This window comes from Roseateles sp. GW821-FHT09H10, from assembly GCF_059415865.1.
The window spans coordinates 348,375-373,977 of the sequence record NZ_JBWKOB010000004.1 but is presented as its reverse complement, the minus strand read 5'-3'; the positions used below and the strand labels follow the sequence as shown (position 1 = coordinate 373,977).

At 68.3% G+C, this 25,603-nt stretch carries 16 protein-coding genes; 4 read left to right on the top strand and 12 right to left on the bottom strand.

The genetic code is table 11. From position 1 onward, the window contains the following. Positions 1 to 75: 75 nt before the first annotated feature. The 3 genes from AC07OY_RS20290 to AC07OY_RS20280 are packed head-to-tail and all read left to right on the top strand — an operon-like array spanning position 76 to position 3,832. Positions 76 to 2,010 (top strand): DUF4832 domain-containing protein, encoded by a 1,935-nt coding sequence (locus AC07OY_RS20290; RefSeq protein WP_495044424.1) that lies wholly within the window; start codon positions 76 to 78, stop codon positions 2,008 to 2,010. A 23-nt stretch (positions 2,011 to 2,033) separates the two neighbouring features. Then, on the top strand, positions 2,034 to 2,906 hold the full coding sequence (locus AC07OY_RS20285) for a spherulation-specific family 4 protein (protein ID WP_495044423.1): 873 nt from the start codon (positions 2,034 to 2,036) through the stop codon (positions 2,904 to 2,906). Between the two features lie 14 nt (positions 2,907 to 2,920). Beyond that, a complete protein-coding gene (locus AC07OY_RS20280; RefSeq protein ID WP_495044422.1) occupies positions 2,921 to 3,832 on the top strand; it encodes a spherulation-specific family 4 protein in 912 nt (303 codons plus the stop codon). On the opposite strand, the gene AC07OY_RS20275 is transcribed toward AC07OY_RS20280, so the two are convergent. Continuing rightward, positions 3,778 to 5,913, bottom strand: coding sequence for an acyl-CoA dehydrogenase (locus tag AC07OY_RS20275; protein ID WP_495044421.1), 2,136 nt, complete (start codon positions 5,911 to 5,913; stop codon positions 3,778 to 3,780). The two genes, AC07OY_RS20280 and AC07OY_RS20275, sit on opposite strands and share 55 nt — an antisense overlap. A gap of 163 nt (positions 5,914 to 6,076) precedes the next feature. Between AC07OY_RS20275 and AC07OY_RS20270 the strand changes: the two genes are divergently transcribed. Beyond that, a complete protein-coding gene (locus AC07OY_RS20270) occupies positions 6,077 to 6,361 on the top strand; it encodes a hypothetical protein (RefSeq protein WP_495044420.1) in 285 nt (94 codons plus the stop codon). Positions 6,362 to 6,472: 111 nt separating this feature from the next. Here the strand turns inward: AC07OY_RS20270 and fusA are convergent, their stop codons facing one another. From fusA to AC07OY_RS20215, 11 genes are all read right to left on the bottom strand, one after another. Next, positions 6,473 to 8,488 carry an elongation factor G gene (gene fusA / locus AC07OY_RS20265; protein WP_495044419.1) on the bottom strand — a complete coding sequence of 672 codons (2,016 nt, stop codon included), beginning with the start codon at positions 8,486 to 8,488 and terminating at the stop codon, positions 6,473 to 6,475. Positions 8,489 to 8,827: 339 nt separating this feature from the next. Beyond that, the gene (locus tag AC07OY_RS20260; RefSeq protein ID WP_495044418.1) at positions 8,828 to 10,375 is read right to left on the bottom strand and encodes a tryptophan halogenase family protein; all 1,548 of its coding nucleotides are present in this window, start codon (positions 10,373 to 10,375) and stop codon (positions 8,828 to 8,830) included. Further along, positions 10,372 to 11,379, bottom strand: a complete 1,008-nt coding sequence (locus AC07OY_RS20255; protein WP_495044417.1) for a cupin-like domain-containing protein — start codon at positions 11,377 to 11,379, stop codon at positions 10,372 to 10,374. Before AC07OY_RS20255 ends, AC07OY_RS20260 begins: the two co-directional genes overlap by 4 nt. Positions 11,380 to 11,390: 11 nt before the next feature. Then, the gene (locus AC07OY_RS20250; protein ID WP_495044416.1) at positions 11,391 to 12,101 is read right to left on the bottom strand and encodes a SapC family protein; all 711 of its coding nucleotides are present in this window, start codon (positions 12,099 to 12,101) and stop codon (positions 11,391 to 11,393) included. Beyond that, positions 12,098 to 13,630: a tryptophan halogenase family protein gene (locus AC07OY_RS20245; protein ID WP_495044415.1), complete on the bottom strand. Its 1,533-nt coding sequence runs from the start codon at positions 13,628 to 13,630 to the stop codon at positions 12,098 to 12,100. The genes AC07OY_RS20250 and AC07OY_RS20245 overlap by 4 nt, the downstream gene beginning before the upstream one ends. A 386-nt stretch (positions 13,631 to 14,016) precedes the next feature. Beyond that, the gene (locus tag AC07OY_RS20240; RefSeq protein ID WP_495044414.1) at positions 14,017 to 17,031 is read right to left on the bottom strand and encodes a TonB-dependent receptor; all 3,015 of its coding nucleotides are present in this window, start codon (positions 17,029 to 17,031) and stop codon (positions 14,017 to 14,019) included. 408 nt (positions 17,032 to 17,439) lie between these two features. After that, complete coding sequence (locus tag AC07OY_RS20235; protein WP_495044413.1) at positions 17,440 to 18,489, bottom strand: LacI family DNA-binding transcriptional regulator; 1,050 nt, start codon at positions 18,487 to 18,489, stop codon at positions 17,440 to 17,442. A gap of 193 nt (positions 18,490 to 18,682) precedes the next feature. After that, positions 18,683 to 20,098: a carbohydrate-binding protein gene (locus AC07OY_RS20230; protein ID WP_495044412.1), complete on the bottom strand. Its 1,416-nt coding sequence runs from the start codon at positions 20,096 to 20,098 to the stop codon at positions 18,683 to 18,685. Between the two features lie 42 nt (positions 20,099 to 20,140). After that, positions 20,141 to 21,796, bottom strand: coding sequence for a carbohydrate-binding protein (locus AC07OY_RS20225; protein ID WP_495044411.1), 1,656 nt, complete (start codon positions 21,794 to 21,796; stop codon positions 20,141 to 20,143). 319 nt (positions 21,797 to 22,115) lie between these two features. After that, positions 22,116 to 23,729: a chitinase gene (locus tag AC07OY_RS20220; protein ID WP_495044410.1), complete on the bottom strand. Its 1,614-nt coding sequence runs from the start codon at positions 23,727 to 23,729 to the stop codon at positions 22,116 to 22,118. Positions 23,730 to 23,807: 78 nt separating this feature from the next. Then, positions 23,808 to 25,562 carry a glycosyl hydrolase family 18 protein gene (locus tag AC07OY_RS20215; RefSeq protein WP_495044409.1) on the bottom strand — a complete coding sequence of 585 codons (1,755 nt, stop codon included), beginning with the start codon at positions 25,560 to 25,562 and terminating at the stop codon, positions 23,808 to 23,810. Positions 25,563 to 25,603 lie beyond the last annotated feature (41 nt).

Below are 25,603 nucleotides of genomic sequence, written 5' to 3'. Positions count from 1 at the left end.
CTGGCCCACCCCTGTCCAGCGCACTGCGTGTCCACACCCTCGGGCCTGACGCCCGATCCCCTTGAGGAGAACCAGATGCCTTCCATGAGCCCCTGCCCCCTGCCGCGCACCGTGGTGAAGCTCGCCGGTCTCGGTGCCGTGCTGCTTGCCGCGATGCCGGCCAGCGCCGCGCCGGTCGTGTCCAACCCGCTGGGCGCCTGCCTGGAAGCCAAGGTCGACACCTGGGACATCCGCCTGGCCAGCTGCAATGGCAGCGCGCAGCAGGACTTCGCCTTCACGCCCGTCAGCACGGGCAGCAACATCTTCACGATCAAGAACGCGTCGGCCAACCTCTGCGTCAACGCCACCGGCACCGGCACGGGCTCCTTCGTCGAGCTGAACACCTGCCAGCCCACGCAGACGCGCCAGCGCTTCCAGACCGTCGCGCTGGCGGGCGGCTCGACCTTCCAGCTCAAGCTCGCATCCGCCAACGTCTGCCTGACCGCGCCGACCCAGGTGGGCCAGGTCGCCTTCTCGGTGGCGACCTGCAGCACCGGCAATGCCAACCAGGCCTGGCGCAACAACGCGCCTTCGCCCTCGCCGACGCCGGCCCCTTCGCCCACGCCGACGCCGGCTCCCTCGCCGACGCCCACGCCGGCACCTTCGCCAACGCCCACACCGGCTCCGTCGCCTTCCCCCACGCCCGCCCCCGCCCCGGTTGAAACCAGCTTCACCGCCAGCACCGCCGAAATCGCCAACCCGGAGCGCGGCATGTATGTCTGGGCGGCCGACAATCTGCTGCTGTGGACCCAGGCCGATGCCGATGGCCAGTTCCAGGCAGGCTATCGCGTCGTCTACGCGCCGGTGCGCCTGGACGCCTATGCCAACGCGGCGCTGCCCGCCAGCGTGCTGACCCAGCTCAGCAACGCCTTCGCGATGGCGCGCCGCGCCGGCCTGAAGCTGGTGCCGCGCTTCCTCTACAACTACCCCGAGAACGAGACCGAGTACCAGAACGTCAAGGATGCGCCGCTGTCGCGCGTGCTCGGCCACATCGGCCAGCTCAAGCCCGTGCTGCAGGCCAATGCCGACGTCATCGCCTATCTGCAGGCCGGCTTCATCGGCGCCTGGGGCGAATGGCACACCTCGTCCAACAACCTGACCGACACCGGCCCGCGCACGCAGATCCGCGACGCGTTGCTGGATGCGCTGCCGGCCGACCGCTTCCTGCAGCTGCGCTACCCGGCCTATCTGATGCAGTGGGCTCCGACCGTGCCGGGCTGGCGCGACGGCTCCGCCGCCTCGCGCATCGGGGCGCACAACGACTGCTTCCTGGCCTCGGCCACCGACGTCGGCACTTACAGCGAGAACGCCAGCGAGCGCACGACGGAGCGCAACTACATCGCTTCGCTGTCCAAGGTGGCGCCCTTCGGCGGCGAGACCTGCAATCCCGCCGACGAGGAGGGCGCGGTGCCGCGCACTGCCTGCGCCGACATCCTCAACGAGGGCCGGCAGTTCAACCTGAGCTATCTGAACAACGACTACTACCGCGACATCTTCCATGTGCGCTGGGAGCAGCAGGGCTGCATGGCCGAGGTCAAGCGCAGCATGGGCTACCGCTTCGAGTTCTCGACGCTGCGCCACAACGACGCGGTGACGGCCGGGCAGTCGGGCACGCTGCTGCTGACCGTGAAGAACAACGGCTGGGCGCGCGCCTTCAACCCGCGTGCGGTTCAGCTGGTCCTCAAGCACAAGACCAGCGGCGCCGTCGTGCGCATCGCGCTGCCGACGGTAGACGCGCGCACCTGGCTGCCCAACGCGACGGCCACCGTGTCGGCCGGCTTCACCGTGCCCGCGGGCACGCCGACGGGCGCCTATGACGTGCTGCTCGCCCTGCCCGACGGCGCGGCCTCGCTGAGCGCCGACGTGCGCTACAGCGTGCGCCCGGCCAATGCCGACAACGCCGCCAAGGCCCAGGCCTGGGACGCGACCCTCGGTGCCTTCCGCGCCGGCACCACGCTGACCGTCCGTTGAAGCAAGCGCTTCAGGAGAAACAAATGTCCAAAATCCGACTCAAGCTCGCCACCGCGAGCCTGCTGACCCTCGGCGCCACGCTGGCTCCCGCCGCTCCCACCGGCTTCGGCATGGTGGCCTACTGGGGCGAGACCGCCAGCACCTATGGCGGCCAGATCCCCAGCGGTGCCTACGTCGTCATCAATCCCAACAGCGGCTCCACCGGCCTGAACGCCAGCCAGGTGACGAACTGGAAGGCCGTCATCGCCAATATCCGCGCCCAGGGCGGCAAGGTGCTGGGCTATGTGGCCACCGGCTACAACTACAACACCGCCGACGAGCTGGCCCGCTACAACGCCATCAACGCCAACCTGACGGCCTACAAGACCACGTTGGGCGGCGTCGACGGCTTCTTCTTCGACGAGGCCGCCTTCGACGACGCGGCCCTGACCGATGCGCAGAAGTGCAATGGCACGCCCTCGAAGTTCAGCGCGGTGCGCGCCAAGATGGCCGCCACCGGCACCGGCGGCACCGTGGTGTGGAACGCCGGCTGGCCGGGTGCCAGCAGCTGCTTCGTCAACGCGGCCAGCTATGGCGAGCACCTGGTCATCTACGAGGCCCGCTACAGCGACTACGTGGCCGCGGCCAGCTGGCTCAACGGCGGCGTGCAGAGCCTGGCTGCGTCCCTGGGCGTGAAGACCTGGCTGCTGGTGCATTCCGCCACCCAGGCCGAGATGCGCACGACGCTGAAGGGCTCGGCCGCCAACTATGTCTTCGTGACCAGCATGACCTACAACCCGAGCCTGCCCTGGGGCGGTCCGATCTGGAACTACACGCCCACCTACTGGGGCAACAACAGCCTCAACGGCTCGGAGCGCTGGTGCCTGAACAGCCTCAACACCGGCGGCAGCTGCTGAGCGGAGCCCACACCATGAAACGCTTGAAGACCCTCATCGCCACGCTGGCCCTGGCGGCCGCGTCGCCCTTCGCGTCGGCCATCGAAATCATCGTGCCGGCCTATTTCTATCCGTCCTGGATGCCGTCGCTGAACGAGTGGCACCAGTTGACCTGGGCGGCCCAACAGGGTGCCGACGTCACGGCCATCATGAATCCGGGCAACGGCCCGGGCACGTCCTTCAACAGCGACTACGCGGCGTCCATCAATGCGCTGCGCGCGGCGGGCGGCAAGGTGATCGGCTATGTCTACACCTGCTATGGCATCAACCTGTGCACGCCTGAAGTGCCGCCGACGCGCTCGACCAGCGAGGTGGTGGCCGACGCCCAGAAGTACGCCGACTGGTACGGCGTGGACGGCGTCTTCCTCGACGAGATGGCCACCCAGCCCGGTGCGCTGTCCTTCTATCAGACGGTCAGCCATGCGCTGAAGGCATCGCATCCGTCGTGGGAGATCGTCGGCAACCCTGGCGTCACGCCCACGGCCGGCTACAACGGCCTGGCCAACACCTTGATGAGCTTCGAGGGCTCCTACACCGACTTCGTCAACGGTCCCTTCCTGAGCGGACTGACGAATGCGGCTGCGACCGGCGCCATCGTGCACACCGTCATGACGGTGCAGCAGATGCACGAGGTGATGGGCCTGGCCAGGCAGCATGGCCTGGGTGCCATCTACATCACCGACGGCACCATGGCCAGCGGCAATCCCTATCTGCATCTGCCCAGCTACTGGCAGGCCGAGGTGCTGGCGGCGGCGGTGCCGGAGCCGACGCAGACCGCGCTGCTGGCCTCAGGCCTCGGTCTGCTGGCCTTGCTGAAGAGGCGCCGCTTGTCTCAGGTCGCCGGGAAGTCATCCACCTGGATGACCTTGTCCGCCGCGCGCAGATAGGCCAGCGCCGTCTCGGGTTTGGGTGAGGCTGCGGCGGCGGATTCCAGCGAGCGCGTGCGGCGCAGCGCGCGGTTCAGTTCCGTCACCTCTTCGCCGAGCGCGTCGGCCAGGCGCAGGGCCTCGGCCAGGTCGTGCAGGCCGCCGCTGGCCGGCGGGATGAAGTCGGGGCAGAGCCGGGCGACCAGCGCAGGCGTGGTGCGCAACGACTCCGACAGCGCGACGAGGTCGCGATCGCGCAGCGGTGCCAGGTGGCGCGTGCCCCTCAACAGCAGCGGCGACAGCGCCCTCAAGGCCCCCGAGGGCAGGTTGGCGTGCAGCTCGCGCAGCGTGGCCGCGGCGGCCTCGAGCTGGAAGCGGACGGCCGCGCGCGCAAAGGGCAGCAGGGCCTCGTCGGCCTCCACCTGGAAGCGCCACACGCTGGCGGCGGCCAGGTAGAGGTGAGAGAGCACGTCGCCCAGGCGCGCCGACAGCAGCTCCATGCGCTTGAGCCGCCCGCCGAGCAGGCCCATGGCGAGGTCGGCCGTCAGCGCGTACTTGGCGGACACGCGGGCGATGAGGCGGGCTTCCTTCTCCAGCCCCGGCGGCACGCGCCCCTTCAGTCCCGCCCCGAACAGGCTGGCGCCGAGGTTGCGCAGCACATGCGCGGCGTGAGCGAGGAGGGCGCGACCCAGCGCCGCTTCGTCCTTGGCCTGCACGGCCGCCATCTCGTCCGTCACATGCGGGTGGCAGCGCACGGCGCCCTGGCCGAAGATGATCAGCGCCCGCGACAGCAGGTTGGCGCCCTCCACCGTGATGGCGATGGGCGCATGCCGGTAGGCCACGCCCAGCAGGTTGCTCGGGCCGTTGATGATGCCCTTGCCGCCCAGCACGTCCATGCCGGTGGTAACGGCGCGGCGGCCGGCCTCGGTGAGCTGCACCTTCAGGATGGCGCTGGCCACGCTGGGCCGCTCGCCGGCGTCCAGGGCCGCGGCCGTATAGCGCCGCGCGGCATCGCTGGCGTAGAGGTCGGCCGCCGTGCGGGCGATGAGACCGGCAATGGCTTCGAAGCGTGCAATGGGCAGGCCGAACTGCTCGCGGATGCGGCCATAGCCGGCCATCACGTAAAGCGCCGTCTGCTGCATGGCCGCGCCCAGGGCCGGCAGCGAGATGGCCCGGCCGGCGGCCAGGCATTCCATCAGCATGCGCCAGCCCTGGCCCACCTGGGCTTCGCCGCCAATGACCCAGTCCATGGGCACGAAGACCTCCTCGCCGCGGATGGGGCCGTTCATGAAGGCCGAATCCATGGGCCGGTGGCGGCGCCCGATCTGCAGCCCCGGCGTCGGCACCGGGATCAGCGCGCAGGTGATGCCGAGCTGCTGCTGGCCCTCGGGCCGGGACGGGTCCACGGCCTGGAAGGCCAGGCCGACGACCGTCGCCACGGGGGCGAGGGTGATGTAGCGCTTGTCGAAGCGCACGACGAAGCCGCGCACGCGCTGGCCGTCAATGTCGCGTTCGGTCAGCACGCCGGTGTCCGGGATGGCCGCCGCGTCCGAGCCGGCATAGGGCGAGGTCAGGCCGAAGCAGGGAAGGTCGCGGCCATCGGCCAGGCGGGGCAGGTAATGGGCCTTCTGAGCGTCCGTGCCGTAGTGCAGCAGCAGCTCGGCGGGGCCCAGCGAGTTGGGCACCATGACGGTCACCGCGGCGGCCACGTTGACGGTGGCGATGCGCGTGACGACGGCCGCATGGGCGAAGTGGCCGAAGCCCAGGCCGCCCTGCTCGCGCGGGATGATCATGCCGAAGAAGCGCCGCTCGCGCAGGAATTGCCAGACCTCGGGCGGCAAGTCGCGGGCCGCGTCGATGGCGAAGTCGTCGAGCATGGCGATGAGCTCGGCGACATCGCCGTCGAGGAAGGCCTGCTCCTCGGCGGTCAGCCGGTTGGGCGGCATGGCCAGCAGGCGGTCGAAATCGGGCCGGCCGCTGAACAGCTGGCCTTCGAAGCCGACGCTGCCTGCCTCGAGCGCGGCACGCTCGGTGTCGCCCATCTGGGGCAGGGCCTTGGCGAAGGGCTCGAAGGCCCAGTGTCCCAGCAGGCTTGCAATCACGGCAGCAGTCTCCTTGGTGCCATGCTGCGCCAAGCGTGCAAGGCCGTGCGTCAGCCGTGTCTGATTCTGGGGGGCGGCAACAAACGAAACCAAACTCCGCTTGAGCGCCAAGGCGTCGCTGGCGCACAGTGGCGCCTGATCACAGCCCTCAAGGAGCCTTCCCATGCCGTTGCACGCCATCTCCCTTCGCCGTGTCATCGCCGCCGCCGTCGTCGCCTGCGCCTTCGCTGCGGGCACGGCCCAAGCGGCCGACGCCTTGCAAGGGGTGGAGCAGGCCCTCAACGTGGCTCTGCAGGACAAGCGCGGCATCACCCTCTACGTCGCCGGGCAGACGATCTCGGGCGCGGTCACGCGCATCGAGGCGGGCAAGTGGGTGGAGCTGCGCAATCAGCAGTTCGGCCGCATCATCGTGAGGCTGGACCGCATCGACGGCATCGCGGCGCCCTGAGCGGGCCAGCGACAGCAGCCGCGCAGCCCTGCCAAGCGGTCGCTGCGCGGATCGTCGCCCCGAAGAAGGCGGGGTGGGCGACCGCTCCGGTCAACCCACCCCGCGCCAGGCTCAAGCCGCCAGGGCCGCCTTCACGGGCGCCGGGGCGTAATGGTCCAGCTGCATCGTGAACTGCGCGCGGCCCGAGCTGAGGGCGCGCAGATGGCCGATGTAGCCGAACATCTTTTCCAGCGGCACATGCGCCGTCACGACGACGGCGTTGCCGCGCGCGTCCTGGCCTTGTACATGGCCGCGCCGGCGCAGCAGGTCGCCGATGACGTCACCGAGGGGCTCGGCCGGCGTGATGACCTCGACGGCCATCACCGGTTCCAGCACCAGCGGCGCGGCCTTCAGCACCGCTTCTCGCAGTGCATGCGCCGCGGCCAGCTCGAAGGCCAGGGCCGATGAGTCGCGCACATGGGCGCTGCCGTCGACCAGCGTGGCTTCGAAGTCCACCAGCGGATGGCCCGCGAACGGACCCGCCTGGGCGGCCTTGCGAATGCCCGCCTCGACCGCCGGGATGAACTCGCGCGGGATGGCGCCGCCCACCACGGTGCTGGCGAAGCGGATGCCGGTGCCGCGAGACAAGGGCGCCACGCGCAGCGTCAGCTCGGCGAACTGGCCGGGGCCGCCGCTTTGCTTGCGGTGCAGATGATGGACCTCGGCAGCCGCCGCGATGGTCTCGCGGTAGGCGACCTGGGGACGGCCCACCTGCACTTCCACGCCGAAGCGCGAGCGCAGCTTTTCAACAGCGACCTCGAGCTGCAGCTCGCCCATGCCGGACAGCAGCGTCTGGCCCGAATCGGCGTCCTGGCGCAGCCGCAGCGACGGGTCTTCGCGCACGAGCACGCCCAGGCCCTTGGCCAGGGCCGTGGCGCCTTCCTGGTGGCGCGCTTCGATGGCCACGTCGATGACGGCCTCGGGCACGGCGATGCTTTCCAGCACCGGCGCGTCCTTGGCGGACGCCAGCGTGTGGCCGGTCAGCACATCCTTCAGGCCGACGACGCCCGCGATATCGCCCGCGACGAGTTCGTCGCGCTCGACACGCTGGTCCGCATGGATCTCGTACAGCCGCGCCACGCGCTCGGCCTTGCCGGTGCTGGCGTTGAAGACCGTGTCGCCGCGCTTGAGCGTGCCGCTGTAGACGCGCACGAACACCATCGCGCCGTGGTCGTCGGCGGTCAGCTTGAAGGCCAGGGCCGACAGCGGACCGTGGGTCTCTACCGCGCCGGGTGCTTCACCGGGCGCGGGCAGATAGGCCAGCACGGCATCCAGCAGCGGCTCGACGCCGCGGTTGCGGAAGGCCGAGCCCGCCAGCACGGGCACCAGTTCGTTCGCGACGGTCGCGGCGCGCAGGCCGGCGCGCAGGGTCTCGACCGACGGGCTCTCGCCGCGCAGCCAGGCATCCAGCAGCGCGTCGTCGCGTTCAACAACGGCTTCCACCAGGCGAGCGCGGGCCGCCTGGGCCGCGGTCAGCAACTCGGGGGGAATCTCGTCGACGCGCACAGGCGCCTTGGCATCGTCCCGGTCCCAGACCAGGGCCTGCATGGCGAGCAGGTCCACCACGCCACGGAAGTCGCCTTCCGCGCCTATGGGCAGCTGCAGCGGCAGCACGCGCGCACCGAGGCGCTCCTGCATCATCGAGACGACGCGGGAGAAGTCTGCACCGGTGCGGTCCAGCTTGTTGACGAAGGCGATGCGCGGCACGCGGTACTCGTCCGCGAGGCGCCAGTTGGTCTCGGTCTGCGGCTCGACACCGGCCACGCCGTCGAAGACGACGACGGCACCGTCGAGCACGCGCAGCGAGCGCTTGACCTCGATGTTGAAGTCGATGTGCCCGGGCGTGTCGATCAGGTTGATCTGCGTGTCCTGCCAGTGCACGGTCGTGGCCGCACTGTGGATGGTGATGCCGCGCGCGCGTTCCTGGGGGTCGTAGTCCATGACGGTGTTGCCGTCGTTGACGTCGCCGATGCGATGGTTCTCGCCCGTGTAGAACAGGATGCGTTCGGTGGTCGTGGTCTTGCCGGCGTCGACGTGGGCGATGACACCGATGTTGCGCAGGTTGCGATAAAGATTGTTCGAGTTCATGGTGATTCCGGATTCGGGGTGCATTGCCAGCCCCGTGGGAATCACGGGCCTAGCGCTCGGTGAGGACGCCGAAGCGCAGACGCGACAAAGCCGCGCTTCGGCGCTCGGGAATCGTGGCGATCAGCTTGTCGAAGGTGCGGGGACGCATGGTTTGAACTCTGGAAAAACAAAACCCCGGAGGGACGAGCCTGCCGGGGTTGGTTTGGACCGGAAGGCGGGCGCCTTCCGAACACGGTCGAAGGGCGCTTCAGTTGTTGAGGCGGGCTTGGATCGTGTGATTGAGCTTCATGATGGAGCGAATTATCCGTGCTTCGAAATGTCGGGCCAGCCGTGGGGCTTTCAAGCCCTCAGCAGCGGCGTGGCCGCCAGCTGGGCGGTCGTCGCATTGCGATAGGGTGCGCAGAGCTGCTCGACATAGGCCTGGTGCTGCGGCAGGCCCGCGACGGTGCGCGAGACCTTGAGCTGGATGTCGCCGAGGAAGGTGCTCAGCTCCTGCTTGCCCATCAGGTCGGCCACGGGGTGGTAGTGCTCGGGGATCAGCCCCTGGCCCATCATGACCTGGACCCAGGAGTTCTCGGCGAACAGTTCGTCGCTCGGCCGGAAGACGCGGGCGCTTTCGCGGAACATCTGGATGCGGTGCTTCAGCGTGGCCGGCAGCTCCATCGTGCGCACATGGTTCCACAGCGCGGAGTCGCTGCGCTCGGTGACGTGGTAATGCAGGATGATGAAGTCGCGGATGTGAACCAGCTCGCGCTCGCACTGCATGTTGAACTCGGCCACGTCGGCGGGGTTGATGCCGCCGGTCGGGAAGAGCTGCATCAGGCGGATGGCCGTGCGCTGGATGAGGTGGATGCTGGTGGACTCGAGCGGCTCGATGAAGCCGCTGGCCAGGCCGACGGCGATGCAGTTGCGCTCCCAGACCTTGTGGCGCTGGCCGGGCGTGAACTTGAGCACGCGCGGCTGGATCAGCAGCTCGCCCTCGACGTTGCGCTTCAGCACCTCGGGGGCGTCGGCGTCGCTGAGTTCCTTGCTGCTGAAGACCAGGCCGTTGCCGACGCGATGCTGCAGCGGGATGCGCCATTGCCAGCCGAAGGGGTGGCAGATGGAGCGGGTGTAGGGCCAGGCCTCGCGGACCGAGGCCGTCTGCACGGCGACGGCGCGGTCGCAGGGCAGCCAGTGCGACCAGTCTTCGTAGCCCACGCCCAGGGCTTCGCCGATCAGCATGGCGCGGAAGCCCGTGCAGTCGATGAAGAGGTCGCCGTCGATGCGCGTGCCGTCCTGCATCTGCAGGGCGGTGATGTCGCCAGCGCGGCCCTGTGGACCCTCCATCAGCACGGCGGCGATCTTGCCCTCGATGCGCTGCACGCCATGGCTCTCGCTCATGGCGCGCAGGTATTTGGCGTAGCGGCCGGCGTCCAGGTGGTAGGCGTAGTTCAGGCCGTTGCGCGCGGCGTGGGCGAAGCGGTTGGCATAGGCGGCCACCGTCTCGGGGTTGTAGTCGGTGTAGGTCCTGGACAGGCCTTCCTTGAGGCCCTTGAGCCAGAAGTGCTGGAAGCCGGCACTCCAGTGGTCGTTGCCCGTGGAGCCGAAGGAATGGAAGTAGTCCTGGCCGATGTCCTTCCAGCCCTCGAACTTGATGCCGAGCTTGAAGGTGGCATTGGTGGCCGCCATGAACTCGGCCTCGTTGATGCCGAGCAGGTTGTGGAAGGTGTGCAGGGCCGGGATGGTGGCCTCACCGACGCCGACGGTGCCGATTTCCTCGGACTCGACCAGCTTGATGTCCAGGCGCTTGCCGAGCAGCTTGCTCATCAGCGCGGCCATCATCCAGCCGGCGGTGCCGCCGCCGGCGATGACGACGCGGTTGAAGGGCTTCATGGTGGTGTTCATCGCTTCAGCTGGGTCAGGAGTTGCGCGCGGGCCTTGCGCGAGGTGGTGTCGTCGATGGGACCGAGCAGGCCACGGGCGGCTGCGGGGATGTGGTCCCAGGTCGTGTCGTCGGCACCGAAGACGAAGTGCTGGAAATGGTGCTGCCAGACGCGGCGTTCCTTCTCGGGCAGGTCGCGCAGCGTCATCAGGGCCAGGTGCAGGGTGGCGAGCGGTGAGTCGACGTACTCGGGGGTCTGGCGCCACCAGGCGTTGATCAGCAGGTTGACCGGCGCCAGCCCCTCGATGTGGTGGAACCACATGCTGGGGATGAAGATGGCGTCGCCGGGCTCCAGCTCGGCCACCATGCCCGCATCCAGCGCGCGGGCGAAGCGCGGGAAGCGTTCCAGGTCGGGCTTCTCGAAGTCCACCAGGCTGACGGGCTGGCCGGCGGGCGTCGGGTCCAGCGGGCCCATGTAGAGGTTGTGGATCTGCTCGGGCGGGAAGATCGTGAAGCGGCGCCGGCCGGCGGCGACGACGGCGAAGTTGTCGGGCAGGTCGTAGTGGGCGGCGATGCGGGTGCGATTGCCCAGCCACAGGCTGACGAGGGCGTCGCGCTCGCCCAGGCCCATGACGTTGGCGTCGAGGAAGCCCGGCAGCACGGCCTCCACCGTCGTGGAGCCGACGTAGAGCGCCGGTGGTTCCGGGTTGTGAGCTACGCCCAGCAGGCCGGTGAGCACCTGGTCCAGCGTGGCGGCGTAGCGGTTGAAGTTGAAGCCGGTCAGCGTCTCGTCGGCGTAGAAGACGCGGCCGCGCGCCTCGGGCTCCAGCTGGAAGAGGCCGATGCGCACGCCGTTGTACATGGCCATCAGATAGCGGGCCAGGGCTTGGTCCGACTGGCGCGCCGCCTGCACGACGGGCCAGTGTGCGAAGCCGCCGCGCACGACAAAGGGCTGATCGCCGGTCAGCAGCTCGGCGGGAAGATTGCTGGGGTCAAACGACCCGGTCCAGGCGGGTACTGCTCGCATGGGGTTTCAGTTCAAAGGCGGCTGGCTCGCTCGACGAGAACGGGCAGTTGGGCCAGCGAGGCGATCTGCATGTAGATGGGCAGCAGATGGCCTTCGCGCGCCAGGGCCTCGAGCGCCGCGCCGGGCAGGGCGGCCAGGCGCTCCTCGTGGATGGTGAAGAGGCCGGTCAGCCGGCCCTGCTCGCCACCCGGCATCTCGATGTCGAGGACGAAGGGCTCCAGCAGCTGGTGGCGGGTCAGCGCCTCGATGAAGAGCGGCAGGTGCTGGGCCTGGGCGTGCAGATGCTCCATCAGCTGGATGGCGTGGTCGAGGTAGTCGCTGAAGCCGCCGTGCGGCATGAAGAGGGCCGTGCCGATCTCGCCTTCCTCGGGCCGCACGATGCGCGGGCTGTCCAGGTCGATGTGCAGCTGCAGCGTGCCGTCGGGGGCGCTGCCTATCATGAAGGGATCGCGCTGCAGGGCCATGGGCACGACGGGAGCGTTCCAGCCGGTGCTGGTCAGGAAGACGTTCTGGCCTTCTTCGAGGCCGAACAGGGCCACGGGCTGGAAGCCGACGTCGCCCTCCACCAACTGGAAGACGATGGGGAAGTGGGCCTGCAACTGGCGGAACTCGGCCGGCAGGGCCAGGGCCGACTGGCGGGCGTCGCCGAGGGCGGCGGAGCGCTCGGTGCGGATGCGCAGCTGGCGGTGGGTGACGTTGTCGAGCAGGGCGGGGCGGGTCATGTCTCGGTCTTGTGGATATGGTCGATCAGGCTGCGGTGGCCCGGCAGGCCGGGCACGAAGCGGCGGGCCTGGCGGGCGGCCTCGTCGAAGCAGGCCTGCGCTGCCTGGAGTTTGGCGGGGGACAGGGCCTGGGTGTCAGGGCGGAAACCCATGCCGTAGAGCACGTATTGGTAGCTGGCCGATGGAAAGACTTCGTCGATGCGGCCGAAGTCGTGGCGGGCCGGGGCGCGCAGCTGCCACATCGGCAGCAGTTCGCGCAGGCGCTCGGGCCAGGTGGCCGGATCGCGATGGGCGCGCCAGTAGTCGCTGTCGTCGCGGCTGCTGAGGGCGTAGTGCAGCTTCAGGAAGTCGATGACGCGGCTCCAGCGGTAGCTGAAGTCGTCGTTGAAGCGCCGGGCCACGGCGTCCATGGAGGCCCGGGTCATCGGCAGTTCGTCGCACAGGCGCTGGGCGGACAGCTCGACCAGTGCCAGCGCCGAGGCTTCCAGCGGCTCGATGAAGCCCGAGGCCAGGCCGATGGCGACGCAGTTGCGCACCCAGAACTGTTCGCGGTAGCCGGGGTCGAAGCGGATGGAGCGCGGCGTGGGGCGCTCGGGCGGTGCGCCGGTGGCGTCGAGATAGGCCTGCAGGGCTGCCTGGGCCTCGTCCTCGCTGGCGTGGGCGCGCGAGTAGACGCAGCCGACGCCGCGGCGGCTGGGCAGGCCGATGTCCCAGATCCAGCCCTTGGCCCAGGCCGTGGCGACGGTGACCGAGGCCAGCGGCGCGTCGGGCGTGGCATAGGGCACCTGCACGGGCAGGGCAGCGTCGTTGAAGAGGACGTCGCGCTCGCTCTTCAGCGGGATGCCGAAGTGCTGGCCGATGAGGCGGGCCGCGAGGCCGGAGCAGTCGATGAAGAGGTCGGCCTTGAGCTCGCCGTGCCCGCGGGTCTGCAGGGCGGCAATGTCACCGTTTTCATGCGAGATGACGGCGTCGACGTGGTCGATGACGTGTTGCACGCCCAGCCGTTGAATGGCGTGCTCGCGCAGCATCTGGCCGAAAAGACCCGCGTCGAAGTGATAGGCGTAGTTGGCGACGGCGCCGAACTCGGGCGTCTGCACCTGCTTGGGCGCGCGGCCGGCCTCGCAGACCTGCACCGACGGGCTGACGACGTCGGCGAAGGGGCGCTGGCCTGGCGTGGCCAGCCAGGCCTGCACGAGGTCGGCGTCGCCGTAGCCGACGGGCAGCATGAAGGGGTGGTAGTAGCGGTCGCCGTCCGCGCCGGCGGCGCCACGGGCCCAGCTGTCGAAACGGGAACCCTGCTTGAAGGAAACCTGGCAGCGGCGGATGAAGTCGGCCTCGGACAGTCCGATCTTGCGCAGCGTGTCGCGCATCGACGGCCAGGTGCCCTCGCCGACGCCGATGGTCGGCACGTCGCTGGATTCGATGAGGGTGATCTTCAGCTCGGCGTGCTCGGCGGCCAGCAAGCCGGCCACCAGCCAGCCGGCCGAGCCGCCGCCCAGCACCACCACTTCACGCAGTCTGTCGTTCATCTCTTGTATTTAACTCTGGAACGGGCCGAGTGCCGGGCCGCCCCAAGCCGGCCCGTTGGCGATGTGCTCGTGGCTCAAGGCCGCGAGCATCGCCATCCCCGCGGGGATCGGCCGGGCACGCCCGCGTTCAGCGGGGCGAGACCGGACGAGGGGCATAAAAAAAGCCGCTCGCGCGGCCTCGCCAAACGGCGAACAAGGACGGTGCCTCAGAGCGCAAGCACCGCCGAACCAGACTTTGCCTCACAAGGGAGAGCCGGGGAGTCCCGACTTTCCTTGAGGGCCGGCTGTCGCCGGCCCCGAGGCTTTCTCTTATGCCATGCCGCTTGCAGGCGTCATGGCCTTCGTCAGGCGTCGGACAAGCCGCAGGGCTTGTCCTCGGTCCGGTCTCAGAACTTGTAGCGCGCGCCGATGATGATGCGACGGCCCAGCTGGGTGACGGCACCCATCTGGTTCTCGTTGCGAAGATGCGTGCGGGTGTACTCGTCCGTCAGGTTGATGGCTTCGAACTGGAAGCGCAGGTGCTGGTTGAAGTTGTAGCCCACGCTCAGGTCCAGCTGGCCGAAGGGTTCCACATACAGCGGCTGGGCGCCTTCCACGCCGCCGAAGTTGGCAGCCAGGAACTTGCCGCGCCAGTTGTAGGCCAGGCGGGTCGTGAAGGTCTCGTTCTCGAAGAAGCCGACCAGGTTGCCCGAGTCACCCAGGCCGACCAGCACGTCGGTCTGCGCACCGCGCTTGTTGTTGTCATAGGCCAGGTTGGACTTCACCTTCGTGAAGTTGGCCGACACGCCGAAGCCGCTGTTGCCGAAGATGTGCTGGGCGTTCAGCTCGACGCCGCTGAGCTTGCTGGTGCGGGTGTTGTTGACGTAGGTGCCCACGTTGAACATCAGCAGCGGGTCACCCGGCTGGGCGGTGATGCTGCCCAGCGAGGTGCCCGACGTGCCGCTGACGCCCGGCGCGGTCGGGTAGTTCGTGAAGATGTACTTGCGGATGCAATCGGAATCCGCGCCGCAACCGCCCACCGTCTGGGCCTGGTTGTACATCGCGCTGCCGATGGGCGTGTGCAGGTTGAACAGGTTGGTGCGGGTGATGACGGCTTCGTTGTAGTCCTTGAGGGACTTGCGGAAGTAGCTCGCCGCGACATAGCTGCTCTTGCCGTAGTAGTGCTCGGCGGAGAAGTCGAAGTTGCTCGACTTCAGCGGCCTCAGGTTGGGGTTGCCCACCGAGCCCGAGCCGCCGTCGACACGCGCCAGCGGATCCAGGCGCTGCCCGCCCTGGATGGCATTCCAGAGGGGACGGCCGATGGTCTGGCCGTAGCTGACGCGCAGCTTGGTGTCGCTGGTCACGTCAGCGCTCAAGTCGATGGACGGCAGGAAGTAGTCGTACTTGCCCGAACGTTCGGCGGAGCGGGTGCCGTTGAAGGTGATGGGGATTTCGTTGTTGGCCACCCAGGCCACCGACACCGGGATCTTCTCGGTGGAGGGCGAGCTCACCTTGGTGCGCTCGTAGCGGGCGCCGATGGCGGCGTCGAAGGGGATGCCCCATTCCCAGGCCAGGTTGTACTGGCCGAACAGGGCCTGCGACTTCTCGGTCGTGCGGTACTCGTCCTGCCAGTCGAAGGAGGCCTTCAGCAGGGCGTCCGAGCCCAGGGCCTTGATGGCCGCGGCGCGCAGGTCTTCGAAGTTGAAATAGAAGAACTGGTTGAACAGGCGCGGGTCGTTCGAGCCGGGGATGCGGCTGAAGTACTTGCTGATCGAGTCGGTCTTCCAGATGTCATCCGGCATGGCGGCGGGGCCGCCCGCGGCGTTGGCGCCCCAGGTGTCGCGCTGCACGTTGGCGAAGGCCGAGCGGTTCTTCACTTCGGTCAGCGTCAGGCCGAAGTCCAGGCTGCTGTCTTCGCCGAGCTTCCAGTTGCCCTTGGTCTGCAGCTGGTCGACTTCGTTCTTCTGGTAGCTGTTGCCGAACACCGAGCCCTGCAGTTCCTGCTTGGTCGGGTCCAGCGAGCTGCCCTTGATGTTCAGCACCGGGAACTTGTTGCTGAAATCGACATAGGTGTCGCCGCGGTTCATCGAGGCGGTGGCCAGCGTGACGCTGGTGCCCAGCGGGTCGTTGGCGCCCGAGGTGGCGGTGGACTTGTGGCCGTCGAGCTCGAAGCTCAGCGCGTCGGTGGCCTTCCACTTCAGGTTCAGGCCGATCTGCTGGTTCTTGTTCTTGGTGTTGATGCGCGACGCCCCCATGGCCAAGTCGGAATTGGTCATGTGCTCGCCGTAGATGATGGGCGAGGAGGGCGAGCCGGTCTGGTATTCGCCGAATTGACCGCCGTAGTTGAACCAGGCGGAGATGTCGTTGCGGCGCTGGCGGAACTTCTGCTCCGACACGACGAAGTCCAGCGTGCCGACCAGGTCCTTGACGGGCTTGAACTGCAGCACGAGCTGGCCGTTCTTGCGCTCGCGGTGCACGCCGGTGAACGAGTAGTTCAGGTTCTGCGGCACGCTGTAGATGGAGCCGATGGCCGGACGGTTCTTGATCTCCGTTGCCTGGGAGGCGGGCGGCAGGCCGCCCCAGACGGCATTGGAGCCGCCCCAGTCGTTGTCCTGGATGCCGTCGAAGGTCTTCCAGCCGCTGCTGACGTTGGCCTGCGCATAGCCGGAGTCGCGCACCTGGCGGGTGCCCATCAGCGCAATGCCGAACATGCCGTCGGCGAACTGCTGGCTGTAGAGGAAGCTCAGCTCGGGGGTCAGGCTCTTGCCCTGCTCTTCGCCAGGCAGGCGGCGGGCGGACTGGTCATTCACCGCCTTGGCGCCGACCTGCAGGATGAATTCCTTGGTGTCGAAGGGGCGGGGCGTGCGGACGTTGATGGTCGCGCCCATGCCGCCGGTCGGGCTGCTGGCGCGGCTGGTCTTGTAGACCTCGAGGGCCGACACACCGTCGGCGGCGAGGTTGGAGAAGTCGAAGGAGCGCGAGCTCGGGGCGCTGCCGTCGAGGGCGGAGCCGGGCATCTGGCGGCCGTTCAGCAGCACCAGGTTGAAGTCGGGGCCCATGCCGCGCACCGTGATGCGGGTGCCTTCGCCATTGGCGCGGTCGATGGACACGCCGGAGATGCGGCTCAGCGATTCAGCCAGGTTGGTGTCGGGAAACTTGCCGATGTCTTCGGCAACGATGCCGTCCACCAGGCCCGAGGACGAGCGCTTCAGGTTGACCGAGGTTTCCAGCGACTTGCGGATGCCGGTCACGACGACCGTTTCCAGCTGCGTGGTGCTGGCCAGCGCCTGCGGCACCGAGGTGCTCGGCGTGGGGCCGGTGTTGGGGTTGCCGCCTTGGGCCAGCACCGCCGTGCTGGCGAACAGCAGGCCGCTGGCTGCAGCCAGGCTTGTGAGGCGAAGGGCAGGACGAGGCTGTCTCATTCACTTGTCTCCAGAGTTATGAATCTTGTCGAGTGATGCTCGATGACGAGCTGAAAGCGCTTTCAAGAATACGTCATTGGCAGCGCTTTCAACCTAGGCAACACCCTTGGTCTGCTGCGCGTGAGCAACGGCAATCCAAGGGGCTGCGCCCAGCCCTGGAGACGCCGTCGATGCCGCGTTTTCCCTCGGTGCAGCGGCGTGCCGACGGCGGCACTAGGGGTTGTTCTGGGTTGAAAAGCCGCCATCAGCCAAAGCTGATGAAAGCGCTTTCAAATAATGATGCGCTGCGGCACGGTGATCGACCACATGGTTTACCCGGGCCGAGCAACAGCTGGCAGCGTTGTCAGGCCATTGCCGAGCTACTGCCGGCGGCGAACAAAGGAGGGCTTGGCGTCGCGGGCGCCTGGATCAGCGCTGCATGCGCCGCGTGCTCTCGCGCACGACGAGCTCGGGTCCGGGCAGCTGGGCCTTGGGCTTGCCGCCGCGCAGCATTTCCAGCATGGCCGTGGCCGCCTCGACGCCGATCTCATAGACCGACTGGCGCACCGTGGTCAGCGGCGGCATGGAGTAGCGCGCCATGATGAGGTCGTCGAAACCGACCAGGGAGACGTCGTCGGGCACGCGCAGATTGCGCCGGTGCAGGCCCAGGCAGGCGCCGATGGCCATCTGGTCGTTGGAGGCGAACAGGGCCGTGAAATGAGCATCGCGCTCCAGCAGCCGCGTGACCGACAGCATGCCGCCGGCCTCGGTGTAGTCGCTCTGCACGATGAGGTTCTGGTCGACCGGGATGCCAGCCGCCGCCAGCGCGTCGAAGTAGCCGTTCTGGCGCTCGACCGCGTCGTCGTGCATCAGGTCGCCGGCGATGAAGGCGATGCGCCGGTGGCCCTGCTCGATCAGGTGCTGGGTGGCCAGGCGGGCACCCACGCGGTTGTCGAAGCTGAAGCTGAAGAGCTGTGGCCCGGACAGCTGGCGGCCGACGACGACGACCGGCAGGCTGTCAGAGACCCTCGTCAGCTCGGCGTCCGAGATGCGGCCCGCCAGCACGATGACGCCGTCGACGCGGCGCGACAGCAGCGTCTCGATGGCCTTCTTCTCGTCGTCCTCATGCCAGTTGCCGGAGACGAACAGCGGCACATAGCCGGCGCGCTCGAGCTCGCGCTCGATGCCCAGCAGGGCTTCGCCGTAGAAGGGGCTGGAGATGATCTGGGTGACGACGCCGACCGAGAGGGTGCGTCCACCGGCCAGGCCGCGGGCCACCGGGTTGGGCCGGAAGCCCAGTTCCTGGATGGCGGCCTGCACGGCGTCCTTCTTGGCCTGGCTGACGGCGGCGGTGCCGTTCAGGATGCGCGAGACGGTACTCGGCGACACGCCGGCCAGTTCGGCGACTTGCTCCAGCGTGACCACGCCGTCGGGGCGGCTTGAAGGCGCTTTCTTGGCGGGGGTCGGCTTTGCGTTCATCAGAAATGGGCAGGCGAAGCCGCGAGTGTAGGCGCGGACGGCTGCCCGCCCCTCGCCCGGCCTGGCCGCGCTGAACGCGGGCCGGCCAGTCGGTCCCCCGAGGGGACGGCGATGCTTGCCGGATCGACCGGCAAGCACATCGCCTCACGCGGGCCGGCTCGGGAGCGGCCCAGCGCTCGGCCCGCAAGTTTCTCTAGAGTTTGGTGAACTTGATCCAGTTCAGGTTCCACCCGCCTTGCGCCGCAAACACGCCGACGTTGTAGGTGCCGGCATTGATGTTCACGGTCTGCGAGATAGTGGTCCAGTTCTGCCAGCCGCCAGTGTTGGGCACGCCGACCTGGCCCAGCACGACGCTGCCGGCATTCAGATCCAGGGACACGGTGCCGCCGGCCGCGCTGGCCACGCGGTACTCGACGCGATAGCTGCCGCTGCTCGGGAAGTTGACGCTGTTGTAGGCCATCCAGTCGTTGGTATCGATCCAGCCGACGTTCTGGCCGCCTTCCGAGCAGGCCTCGAGCTGGACGCCGGCCTGCGCGCTGAAGGCTTCGGCTTCGATCTGGCGCGACCACGCGGGTGTGGAGACCTTGGAGACGACGACGGAAGTGGCGCGGTCGTTGAAGGCCTGGTCCACGAGGCAGCCGGTGTCGCCGGTGCGGGTCACGCTGGCGCCGCTGAAGTTGTCACCGTCGAACAGCTGCACCTGGTAGCCGGCGTTCACGCGCAGCGACGACAGATCGTTGTCGGTCACGCCGCGGGCCTGCAGCTGGGCACGGGTGTAGCTGCCCTCGGGCAGGCCCGCCGCATAGCCACCGTAGTTGCAGTGCTGGTAGACCGTGGCCACGCCGCCGGAGGAAGCGGGGGCGTACACGCGCACATAGTCCACATGCATCTTGGCGGGCAGGGCGGCGGTGTTGACGTTGAAGCCCGGCCAGTTGCCGCCGATGGCGAAGTTCAGCAGCAGGAAGAAGTCGTTCTGGAACTCGCTGGTGCCGTTGACGCCGTTGGCGATGCTGGCCTCGTGGTACTTCGTGCCGTCCACATACCAGCGGATGCTGTTGGTGTCCCACTCCACGGCGTAGACATGCCAGTCGGTCACGGTGGTGCCGATGTTGCCGCTGTACTGGGCGTAGGTGTTGTTGTGGTCCTGCCAGTGGATGGTGCCGTAGACCTTCTGCTCGTCGTTGATCTTCTCCATGATGTCGATCTCGCCGGAGGCCGGCCAGCCGACCTGGGGCAGGTTGGCGCCCAGCATCCAGAACGCCGGCCAGGCGCCCAGGAAGGAGGGCAGCTTCATGCGGGCCTCGATGCGGCCGAACTTGAAGGTCTTGAGCCCCTGCGTCTTCATGCGCGCCGAGGTGTAGGCCATGCCGCCGAAGTTCTCGCGCTTGGCCGTGATGACCAGCGCGTTGTTCTCGATGGTGGCGTTCTCGCGGCGGTAGTACTGCAGCTCGTTGTTGCCCCAGCCGCCGGAGCCGGTGCCGATCTCGAAGGCCCACTGCGGGCCGATGCTGCCGTTGAACTCGTCGCTCCAGACGAGTTGCCACTGGGCGTGGGCCACGCTGCTGGCCGCGGCCAGCAAGGCGGCGGCAATGAATCTCAACGATCTCATGAATGTCTCCTGGGGTGGTGGGAAATGCTCCGAGTACTTGGCTCAGAGCTTGGTGAACTTGATCCAGTTCAGATTCCAGCCGGCGGCCGGCGCGTAGACGCCGACGCTGTAGGTGCCCGCGTTGATGGTCACGGTGTGCGAGACCGTGGCCCAGTTCTGCCAGCCGCCCGTTGCGGGCACGTTCACCTGGCCGAGCTGGATGCTGCCGCCGTTGAGGTCGAGGGACAGGCGGGCGCCGCTGACGCTGGCGACGCGGTACTCGACGCGATAGGTGCCGCTGGTCGGGAAGTTGATGTTGGCGTAGGCCATCCAGTCGCCGGCGTCGATCCAGCCGACGTTGCTGCCGCCTTCGCTGCAGGCCTCGGTCTGCACGCCGCTCTGGTTGCTGAAGCTCTCGGCCTCGATCTGCCGCGACCAGGACGGAGTGCTGACCTTGGAGACGACGACGGAGGTGGCGCGGTCGTTGAAGGCTTGGTCCACCAGGCAGCCGGTGTCGCCGGTGCGGGTCACGCTGGCGCCGCTGAAGTTGTCGCCGTCGAACAGCTGCAGTTGGTAGCCGGCATTCACGCGCAGCGAGGACAGGTCGTTGTCGGTCACGCCACGGGCCTGCAGCTGCGCACGCGTGTAGCTGCCTTCGGGCAGGCCGGCCGCATAGCCACCGTAGTTGCAATGCTGGTAGACCGTGGCCACGCCGGTGGGCGGGCTGCCGATCTCGGCGCGCACCGCGGCCAGCAGGTTGTTGGCGCCGGCCGGGTCCTGCGACAGCTCCCAGATCATCACGCCAGCGCCCTGCTGCAGGGCCAGGCGCGTCTTGGCCTTGATGGTCGGAATGCCGTTGTAGGTGATGTAGGCGCAGCTGGCGCAGAGCTGGCCGATCAGGTCGGTCTGGGCCGCGGCCGCGCCGAACTGGTTGACGATGTCCGAGAAGGCGTAGCTGGCTGCATAGCCGTTGAAGCCATAGCCATAGAAGGGCAGGCCCAGCACCAGCTTGTCCTTGGGCAGGCCGCGCGCCTGCCAGGTGGCGATGTGGCTCTGGGCCATCGAATAGGTCGAATGCTCGGTGCCCACCGTGCCCCAGCCCGGGCCGACGGCGTCATAGGCCATCAGCGTGACGAAGTCGAAATGGGGCAGCGACGACACCGGCACCATGCCGCCCTCGTAGGTGGCCGTGGCGGCGGTGACGAGCTTGCCCGGCAACGCGTTGCGCAGGGCCTGGATGAAGGGCGTGTAGTTGCCGGCGTTGTCGATGGAGGTCAGCAGCGCGCCTTCGATGTCGACGTCCACGCCGTCCAGCCCGTAGCTGTTGACGAACTGCACCAGGCTGTTGACCACGGTGGCGCGGCTGCCCGGCTGCAGCAGCGTCTGCCAGTTGCCGGAGCAGCTCGGGATGACGCCACCCGCCAGCGAGACCAGCACCTTGACGCCAGCGGCATGGGCCTTCTGCACCACATAGCTGATGTCGGCGCCAGTCGCCGCCTCCATGCAGGCGGGATTGCCGCCGTTCAGGAAGCTGCCGCCCGGGGCTGGGTTGGCGAAGGCGAGGTTGATGTGGGTGAGCTTGGCCAGGTCCGTGCGGTCAGCGACGGCACGCAGGCCCTTGTACGAAGGGATGTAGCCGACGACCTTGGTCTGGGCGAAGGCGGTGCCGGCCAGGCCCAGCAGGACCAGGGCGGCGGTAAGGGGACGAAGCAGTCTCATTGGAAATCTCCAGGGTTGAGGTGCTCACCGCCAGGTACCGCGTCAGCTGAAAGCGCTTTCAAGATTAAGCGGACGAGGACCTTGGCGGCAACACGGTCGTGTGCCAGAACTCAGGGACGGGGCTACCCGAGGGCGGGTTTCAACGGGGTATTCGGGCCGAGCGCCGGGCCGCCCCTAGCCGTCACCTCGGGGGCTGAGGCCGGACACATCACGTCCAGTGGACGTGATGTGCCTGCCGAAGAGCTGCGCCATTGGCGCAGCGCGGTCTGCAAGACCGACCAGGCTGGCCCGCGTTCAGCAGGCCAGATTGGGCGAGGGGCTAAGGCAAGGCGTTCAATGCGTTGCGCACGCCGTTGGAGAAGGACTGCCCATCCTTCTTGTCCCAGTTGATGGACCAGGTCATCACGCCGCTGAAGGTCGGGTAGGCCACCGCGGGCTTGATGGCGCCGCACTGGGTCAACCGCGTCAGGCAGTTCAGTGCCGCAGTGATGGTCGCGACGCTGGCCTGGCCGGAGTTGGCCGACGACGGACCGGATGGGATGCCGAGCGACACCTGATCCGGCCGCAAGCCTGCGAAGCGGTAGCTGCCGGTGCCGTTGTTGGTCGTGAAGCCTTCGATCAGCATCTTGCTCGCGCCGACCAGCATGTCCACGCTGCCCTCGGCCAAGCCCTGGGTCGCGTAGGGCGTGTAGAGCGCGCCGTTGTTGTAGTACTGGACATGCAACAGGTTCAGCTCGTTGCGCAGGCCGTCGATGATGGGCAGGTAGGCGCCCCAGATGCCGCTGTAGGCCGTGTAGCCGCCTTGCACATACGGGTGCTCCGGCGCCATCGACAGGTAGAAGCTGCTGCCGATGCGGGCCTTCAACTGCTTGACCGCGGTGACGAGGTTGGCGATCACCGGCGCACCGGATGTGACGCCGGCACCGCTCTCCAGGTCGATGTCGATGCCGTCGAAGCCGTACTTGCGCAGGATGGCCTCGACGCTGTTGACGAAGTTGGTCACGTTGGTCGCGTTGTTCAGCGTCACCGTGCCGTTCTGGCCACCGAAGGACAGCACGACCTTCTTGCCCTTGGCCTTGGCGGCCGCGATGTCGGCGATGAACTTGGCTTCGCCACCGGCGCCCGGGTCCAGGTTGAAGGTGATGCTGCCGTTGCCGCCGTCGTCGGCGAAGGCCACGACGATGACGTCATAGGCGTTCGGCACATTGGCGATCGGGAAGGTCGGGCCGGACGGGTTGGTGAAGTTGTGCCAGTAGCCGACCAGCTGGTGCTTGCCATTGGGCGACGGCGAGGGGGCCGGGCTGGGGCTCGGTGATGGCGAGGGACTCGGGCTGGGGCTGGGGGACGGAGAAGGAGAAGGAGAAGGGGCAGGCGCCGGGGGCGGCGGGGGCACAGGCCACGGGCCGCCGGTGGCGCAGGTGCCCTGCGATGTCCACGGCTGGCCGCTGCCGCTCGGGCCGTTGTTGGTGGCGGGGTCGTTGCCCTGGGTCCACCAGTTGGCCTTGTAGTTGGTCGTGCCCTTGCTGGCGATGGCGCCGCCGTTGTAGGCGGTGGAGGCCACCCACACGGACGCGCAGGCGCCGGCCGGTGGGGGGGCGGGAGAGGGTGGAGGAGGGGTGACGGGGGCAGGCGTCGGCGCAGGCGTGGGGGCCGGGGTGGGCGCGGGCGTCGGCGAGGGCGCCGGGCCGTTGGCGGCGCCGATGTCCGTCCACAGCGAGGCGTTGGTCGGATTCCAGCCGGTGCTGGCGTAGTCGGTCTGGTTGACGTTGGCACGGTAGATGCGACCCTGGTAGGTCACCACCGTGCCGGCCGTGTAGTAGACGTCCGGTGCCCAGGCGGGATAGCTCTGGGCAAAGGCGGCGGAAGAGAAGGCGAGGGCGCCGGCGAGCAGCCAGGGGCCAGCCGCGCGCGGCAGGGGTGGGCGCGAGATCATGGAGTTCTCCGAGAAGGGATGGAAAAGGCCGCCGCCCGGCAGACCGGTGCGGCGGCGATTCAGCTCAAGGCGAGCTGCTTACTTCCAGGGCGCGTTCTGCAGCGCCGGGTCGTCGACGAGGTTGAGCACGCCGGCGGCCTTCTTGCCAATGCTGCCCGGCGATGCCAGCGGCGCGCTGCCGCAGCTGCCGCTCGCCGTCTTCAGGGCCTGCCACAGCATGGCGCCGTCACGCGGGTTCTTGTTGGCCAGGTTGCTGGTCACGACCGCGTTCAGGTAGCGCTCCACCGAGTAGGGCTGGTTGATGTTGACGCCATAGCTGTTCTGCAGGATCACGGAGCCCGTGCACTGTGCATCGGCGTTGTTCACCACCAGGTTCGCGCCGCTCCAGCCTTCCGGCGACGTCTCGAAGCCGATGGACACGATGGTGCTGCTCGGGAAGAGCTGGCGGTACTGCTTCCAGGACGTCGGGCCGTCGAAGTGCTCGAAGCGCGCGTCGTAGGTCATGATGTTGACCAGGTTGAACGCGGTCTTCAGCGCCGGGTAGCTGTTGACGAGCTGGCGTTCCAGGCCGGCCTTGCCGCCCCAGTAGCTGACGCCCACGCCCGCGCATTGCGGATCGTTCTGCGTCGCGCCCGTGCAGTCGGCACCGGTGGACCAGCCGGCCACGCTGAGGATGCGCCCACCGCCGGCCAGGTCGACCGCCTTGCGCATGGCCTTCACGGCGCCGGCATAGGCATCGAGACCTTCGATCTCGAAGTCCACGTCCAGGCCGTCGAAGCCCACGTCCTTCATGATGTTGGACAGGGCCGTGATGGTCGGGCCGCTGCCGGCATGGCCCTCAGCGGACAGGGTGCCCCAGCTGTTGTAGGTCGCACCGCCCACGGCCAGGATGACCTTGATGTTGCGGGCGTGCAGCACGTCGATGGCGGCCTTGATGTCCGACGGCCGGCCGTTGAAGTTGATGCCGGTGCCCGACCAGTTGTTGGCCGCCATGCCGCCCCAGGTGAAGTTGGGCTGGGCGAAGGCCGCCACCACATGGGTGTAGTTGGCCGGGATGCGCGCGAAGTTGCTGGCCTGGAAGACCTGGTTCATGGTCTTGCCGGTGGCATCGAACCAGTTGTCGCTCCAGCTCGGGTAGTAGACCGTGTAGGCGCGGCCGTTCTGGTTGGCCGACTTGGCGGCCGGGTCGCTCAGGCCGGGGGCCGGAGCGGGAGAGGGTGCCGGGCTGGGCGAGGGGCTCGGGCTGGGCGACGGAGAAGGCGAGGGGCTCGGGGACGGGCTGGGGCTCGGGGCCGGGCCGGTCGTGCAGGCGCCTTGCGAGGTCCAGGGCTGGCCGCTGCCGACCGGGCCGTTGTTGGTGGCCGGGTCATTGCCCTGGGTCCACCAGTTGGCCTTGTAGTTGGTCGTGCCCTTGCTGGCGATGGCGCCGCCGTTGTAGGCCGTGGCGGCCACCCACACGGGTGCGCAATTGCCACTGGGTGCGGGGGCAGGGCTGGGGGCGGGCGTCGGGGCCGGCGTGGGTGCGGGCGTCGGCGCAGGCGTGGGGGCGGGCGAAGGTGCGGGGCCGTTGGCGGCGCCGATGTCCGTCCACAGCGAGGCATTGGTCGGGTTCCAGCCGGTGCTGGCGTAGTCGGTCTGGTTGACGTTGGCGCGATAGAGGCGGCCTTGGTAGGTCACGACGGTGCCGGCCGTGTAGTAGACGTCGGGGGCCCAGGCGGGATAGGCCTGGGCGAGGGCGGCCGTGGCGCTGGCGCCGAGGGCGAAAGCGGTTGCGGTGATGGCGGCAAGGCGACGCAGTTGGTGCATCGGGATGCTGGATGAGGGCTGCTTCATGGGAGACGTCCTGTGCTGTGGCAAGAGCTCGTTGAAAAGAA